The organism is Saonia sp. (genome assembly GCF_056326165.1).
In genome coordinates, this window is sequence record NZ_JBWFBN010000017.1 from 53,430 (window position 1) to 59,881 (window position 6,452).

Here is a 6,452-nt window from a genome sequence, read left to right on the forward strand (position 1 = left end):
TTATACACCCCCATAAAAAATATGGGGTATATACATTTAGTTACATTTAATTAATTAGTTACTCCCTAAGAAAATAGATGATTGTTGTTTAAAAAACTCCAAAAAAAGCGTTTAAACCCTATATTTTGTTGGGCATATACTTTAGATAACCTTCATTTTACCATAATCTTAATTTAACATTACTAAAAAAGTGAAAATGAATATTTTTTAATGATTTATTCCAAACGCTTCTTTTTTTGTTACATTCTAATTAATAGAGCATAAATAATTCACGGAAAATGATATTTTTGAAGAAATACCATAATATATGAAGTTGATAAAACAAGGGTTGTATTTGCCAGAATTTGAGCATGATAACTGTGGTGCAGGATTCATTTGTAGCCTCAAAGGGGAGAAGTCTAATGACATCATCCACAAGGCTCTAGAAATATTGGAAAAATTAGAGCATAGAGGAGCGGTAAGTTCGGATGGGAAAACTGGAGATGGTGCAGGTATTCTTATAGATATCCCTCATGATTTCTTTAAGGAAGAATGTAGTTTTGATTTGCCAAAATCAGGTTCCTATGCCGTTGCCAATGTTTTTCTCCCGCAAAAGCAAAACCAAAGAGATTATTGTATTTCTATTTTTGAAGAGAATATAAAAACCCAGGGGCTTAAATTATTGGGATGGAGAAATGTTCCCGTAAATAAATCTGTTCCAGGAAGAATTGCAGCAGAAACAGAACCATATGTTAAACAGGTTTTTATTACTACTGAGGAAAAAACTGATTCTTTTGATTTTAATAGAAAACTTTTTGTGGCGCGTAAGGTCACAGAACATGCCATAAATGCTTCAAAATTATCAGAAAGCAAATTCTTTTATCTTCCAAGTTTATCTACAAAAATTATCATCTTCAAAGGCCTCTTAATGCCTTTGGATATTAAATTATACTACAAAGATTTAATGGATTCAAGGGTTGTAACCAGATTGGCCCTTGTACACCAGCGTTTTTCAACAAATACTTTTCCAACTTGGGATTTGGCACAGCCGTTTAGATATATGTGCCACAATGGTGAAATTAATACGTTGAGAGGCAATGTATCTAGAATGCGATCAAGAGAAGGCCTTTTGGCTAGCGATTGGTTTGGTGATGAGATAAAAAATATACTTCCAGTTGTACTACCTGGAAAATCCGATTCTGCCTCTATGGACATGGTGGTGGAATTATTGTTAATGACTGGTCGTTCTTTACCAGAAGTCATGATGATGTTGGTGCCAGAGGCATGGGAAAAGAATACAGAGATGTCCGAAGCAAAAAAAGCATTCTACGAATACAATTCTTGCTTAATGGAGCCATGGGACGGTCCAGCTTCTATTCCTTTCACAGATGGTAATTATATTGGTGCCGTTTTGGATAGAAATGGTCTTCGCCCATCAAGGTATTCAGTTACAAAAGATGGTTATGTAATTATGTCTTCTGAAACTGGTGTTGTAGATTTAGAACCAGAAAATATAGAATTTCATGGAAGATTAGAGCCTGGCAAAATGTTCTTAGTGAACATGGAAGAAGGGCGCATTATTAATGATGGAGAAATAAAAGAGGAAATAGCACAGCGCCATCCTTACAAAAAATGGTTGGACAACAATCTTGTTCATTTGCGTGATATTCCATACAATGATTGCCCACTTTTCTTAGGAGAGGAGTCCGTAGAAAAAAGAAAATCCGTTTTTGGTTACACCTTGGAAGATATCAATACCATTATTCTTCCCATGGCAAAAAGTGCCAAAGAACCTATCGGCTCTATGGGGTCCGATACTCCAATAGCTGTATTATCTGAACGTCCTCAATTGATTTATAATTATTTTAAACAATTGTTCGCTCAGGTAACCAACCCGCCATTGGATGGTATTAGAGAAGAATTAATTACTGACATTAGTCTTACTTTAGGTACAGACCGAAATATTTTCAATATTACGGAACAACATTGTAGGAAGTTAAAAATTCAAAACCCAGTAATCTCAAAAGAGGATTTGGATAAAATAAAAAACTATGATGCAAGTCCGGATTACAAAGTAGTTTCAATACCCATTTTATATGATATAGACAAAGGGCATAATGGTCTGGAAGAAGCATTAGACCATGTGCTAAATCAAGCATCAAACGCAATTGATGAAGACGCCAATATTATTATATTATCAGATAGATCTATAAGTAAAGACAAAGCACCAATTCCTGCCTTGTTGGCATGTGCTTATGTAAATAGTGGATTACAAATTTTGGGCAAACGCTCTAAACTAAGTATCATTATAGAATCTGCAGAACCAAGGGAAGTTCATCATTTTGCCTTATTGTTCGGTTTTGGCGCAAGTGCTATTAACCCATATATGGTTAATGAAATTATTGGCGAACAAATAAAGGAACATGATATTACTGATGTAACTTTTGATGAAGCTATATACAATTACAATAAAGCAATAGGTAAGGGCATTTTAAAGGTGATGAACAAAATTGGTATCTCCACATTAAATTCTTATCGAGGGTCTCAATTATTCGAATGTATTGGTATTAACACCAAGACAGTAGATAAATATTTCCCGAACACACCAACTAGAATCCAGGGTATTGGATTGTATGAAATTGAAAAAGAAATAGCAAAGCGTCATAGAAAAGCATTTCAAGAGCAGGAAGTTGCAGCCAATTTAGACTTGGAAATTGGTGGTGCATATAGATGGCGAAGAGATGGTGAAAAACACTTGTTCAATCCATTGACTATAGCGAAACTTCAAAAGGCGGTTCGTAGTAATGAGCCTGAAACCTTTAAAGAGTACGCAGAAATGGTGAATGAGCAGTCCAAAAATCTAATGACCATCAGAGGGTTGTTTGAATTTTCCAACTACGATCCCATTCCAATTGATGAAGTAGAGCCATGGACAGAAATTGTAAAAAGGTTTAAAACTGGTGCCATGTCTTATGGGTCAATTAGTAAAGAAGCTCATGAGAATTTAGCAATTGCCATGAACCGTATTGGTGGAAAAAGTAATTCTGGAGAAGGTGGTGAGGACGCAGAAAGGTTTTATAAAAACCAAACTGGTGATTGGAAAAACAGCGCCATCAAGCAAGTGGCTTCGGGTAGATTTGGTGTAACTTCTAATTATCTAACAAATGCCCAAGAAATACAGATTAAAATGGCTCAAGGAGCCAAACCAGGGGAAGGCGGGCAATTGCCTGGGCCTAAAGTAAATCCAAATATTGCAAAAACAAGAAATTCAACCCCATATGTAGGTTTAATTTCTCCCCCTCCACATCATGACATTTATTCCATTGAAGATCTTTCTCAATTGATTTTCGATTTGAAATCAGCCAATAGAAAAGCTAGAATCAATGTTAAATTAGTGTCAGAAGTTGGTGTTGGTACGGTAGCAGCAGGTGTTGCCAAAGCAAAAGCTGATGTGATTTTAATATCTGGATATGATGGTGGTACTGGAGCATCTCCGTTAACATCTTTAAAACATGCTGGTTTACCTTGGGAATTAGGAATTGCAGAAGCGCAACAAACTCTGGTGTTAAATGACCTTAGAAACAGAGTGGTTCTGGAATGTGATGGACAGTTAAAAACGGGAAGGGATGTTGCCATTGCCTGTTTATTGGGGGCAGAAGAGTTTGGTTTTGCAACAGCACCGTTAGTAGCCTCTGGTTGTATTATGATGCGTGTTTGCCATTTAAATACATGCCCAGTAGGTATTGCAACGCAGAACCCAGAACTAAGAAAGAAGTTTAAAGGAAAGCCAGAGCATGTGGTCAATTACATGTATTTTGTCGCCCAAGAACTTCGGGAAATCATGGCTCAATTAGGTTTTAGAACTGTAACAGAAATGGTTGGGCAAGTGCAGAAATTGGACCGTAAAAAAGCATTAGAACACTATAAAGCAGCTGGGATTGATTTATCCCCTATTTTATATCAAATTGATGTGCCTGCGGGAACCAAAATGTATAATACACAAAAACAGAAACATGATATTGTCAACTCAATTGAGTTTGATATTATAGATAAAGCACACCTTGCCTTATTTAGAAAAGAAAAAACAACTCTAGACTATCCAATTGTAAATACAGACAGAGCAGTTGGCGCTATCATTAGTAATGAAATTTCAAAAATTTATGGTGCCGAAGGGTTACCAGAAAATACCTTGAAATTAAACTTTACAGGCTCGGCAGGACAAAGTTTTGGGGCTTTTGCTACAAAAGGTTTAACTATGATAGTCAATGGAAATACCAATGATTATTTAGGCAAAGGACTTTCTGGTGCCAAACTTATTATTAAAGTTCCAGAAAAATCTACACTTAAACCAGAAGAGAATGTAATTACCGGTAATGTTACGCTCTACGGTGCAACCGCAGGAGAGGTATACATCAATGGAAAAGCAGGTGAGCGTTTTTGTGTTAGAAACTCAGGTGCTAAAGCCGTAGTAGAAGGTATAGGTGACCACGGTTGCGAATACATGACAGGTGGTATTGCTGTAATTCTAGGTGCTGTGGGTAGGAATTTTGGTGCAGGAATGAGTGGGGGTATTGCATATGTTTTTGATGAAGCTGGGACTTTTGAGAAAAATTGCAATACGGTGGCATTAAATCTATTACCTGTAGATGAAGACAATGATATAACTCAATTAAAAGAATTGATAGAAAACCATTACAATGCTACATTAAGTCCTTTAGCTCAACGAATACTTGAAAATTGGGAAACATATTTGCCAAAATTCATTAAGGTATTCCCGGAAGAATACAGACAGGCATTGATACGATTGGAACAGGAAAAATTGGAAACTATATAAGTATAGCATGGGAAAGACAACAGGATTTATGGAGTTTGAAAGAAAGGATGAAAAATATGCTCCAGTTGATGAGCGTGTTAAACATTATAAAGAATTCACACTACCATTAAAGGAAAAAGAGATAAAAGACCAAGGAGCACGTTGTATGGATTGTGGAATTCCATTTTGCCATAGTGGATGTCCTTTGGGGAATTTGATCCCAGATTTTAATGATGCCGTGTACCGAGGAAAATGGGAAAAAGCTACCCAAATACTTCATTCTACCAATAATTTTCCTGAATTTACTGGCAGGTTATGTCCCGCACCTTGTGAAGAGGCTTGCGTCTTAGGAATTAACGAAGACCCTGTTTCCATTGAGAATATCGAAAAAAACATTGTAGAAACGGCTTTTAAAAAAGGATGGATTGTTGCAGAACCTCCAAAAACTAGAACTGATAAAACAGTCGCCGTTGTGGGTTCTGGGCCAGCAGGTTTAGCAGCAGCGCAGCAACTTAATAGAGCGGGCCATACTGTAACCGTTTTTGAACGTGATGAAAAAGTAGGTGGACTACTTCGTTTTGGAATTCCAGATTTTAAAATGGAAAAGTTAATTATTGATCGCCGTTTGAAAGTCCTAGAAGAAGAGGGTATAATTTTTAAAACCGGTGTCCATATTGGCGTAGATATTAGGGCAGAAGAACTACAAAGTCAATTTGATGCTATAGTACTTTGTGGTGGTGCAACGGTACGTAGGAATCTTCCCATTCCTGGTTCAGATTTAAAAGGTGTAGAGCAAGCAATGGACTTTTTGCCACAAAACAATAGAAGAGTTGCAGGTAAAAAGGACTTTGAAAAAGAAATAATGGCAACTGGAAAGGATGTTATTGTTATTGGCGGAGGTGATACAGGATCAGATTGTATAGGGACATCTATACGCCATGGGGCAACATCAGTCACCAATTTCGAGATAATGCCAAAAGGCACTCCAGAACGCCCAATAGATCAACCTTGGCCTTTTTGGCCTATGAGGCTAAAGACAAGTACTTCTCATAAAGAAGGAGCCGAACGTTTTTTTAGTATTAACACCAAAGAATTTATTGGGGATAAGGATGGAAATCTAAAAGGTCTTAAAACAGTAGAAGTGGAATGGGTTAAAGTTCCTGGTCAAAGACCACAACTAAAAGAAGTTGCAGGCACAGAAAAAGAATGGAAATGCGAATTAGTTCTATTGGCTATGGGTTTTACCGGATCTGAGACCACAATTGCTGACCAGTTAGGGATAGAAATGGACCCACGTACTAATGTTAAAGCCTCCATCACTGATTATAAAACCAATATCCCTGGTGTTTATGCAGCTGGTGACCAACGAAGGGGGCAATCTCTAATTGTGTGGGCAATTTCCGAAGGAAGGCAAGCAGCTCACCATATTGATACTTATCTCATGGGTAGCTCAAACCTTCCATTAAAAGGAGAAGGGGATTTGCCTAGAGTTTGATATAAACTGTTTTAAATTATATTATATTAAAAAGCCACCTAAACAGGTGGTTTTTTCTTTTCCAATATTCTATTAGGTATAAGGGGGAGGCATTTAAGGAATTTAGTCCAAAAAAAAAGCTCCTTACGATTGTAAGGAGCTTTTCAAGAAAGGCGGCGGCCTACT

Annotated in this window: 2 protein-coding genes; both read left to right on the forward strand. The window is 37.0% G+C overall.

Annotation, left to right across the window (positions count from 1 at the left end):
- Positions 1-307 precede the first annotated feature (307 nt).
- On the forward strand, positions 308-4,813 hold the full coding sequence (gltB, locus tag AC000W_RS13505) for a glutamate synthase large subunit (RefSeq protein WP_474749035.1): 4,506 nt from the start codon (positions 308-310) through the stop codon (positions 4,811-4,813).
- Positions 4,814-4,820: 7 nt separating this feature from the next.
- Positions 4,821-6,287, forward strand: a complete 1,467-nt coding sequence (locus AC000W_RS13510; protein ID WP_474749037.1) for a glutamate synthase subunit beta — start codon at positions 4,821-4,823, stop codon at positions 6,285-6,287.
- Positions 6,288-6,452 lie beyond the last annotated feature (165 nt).

Excerpts from the sequence above, each read along its gene's own strand:
- gltB (WP_474749035.1), top strand. The coding sequence starts at position 308 with ATGAAGTTGATAAAACAAGGGTTGTATTTGCCAGAATTTGAGCATGAT.
- AC000W_RS13510 (WP_474749037.1), top strand. The coding sequence starts at position 4,821 with ATGGGAAAGACAACAGGATTTATGGAGTTTGAAAGAAAGGATGAAAAA.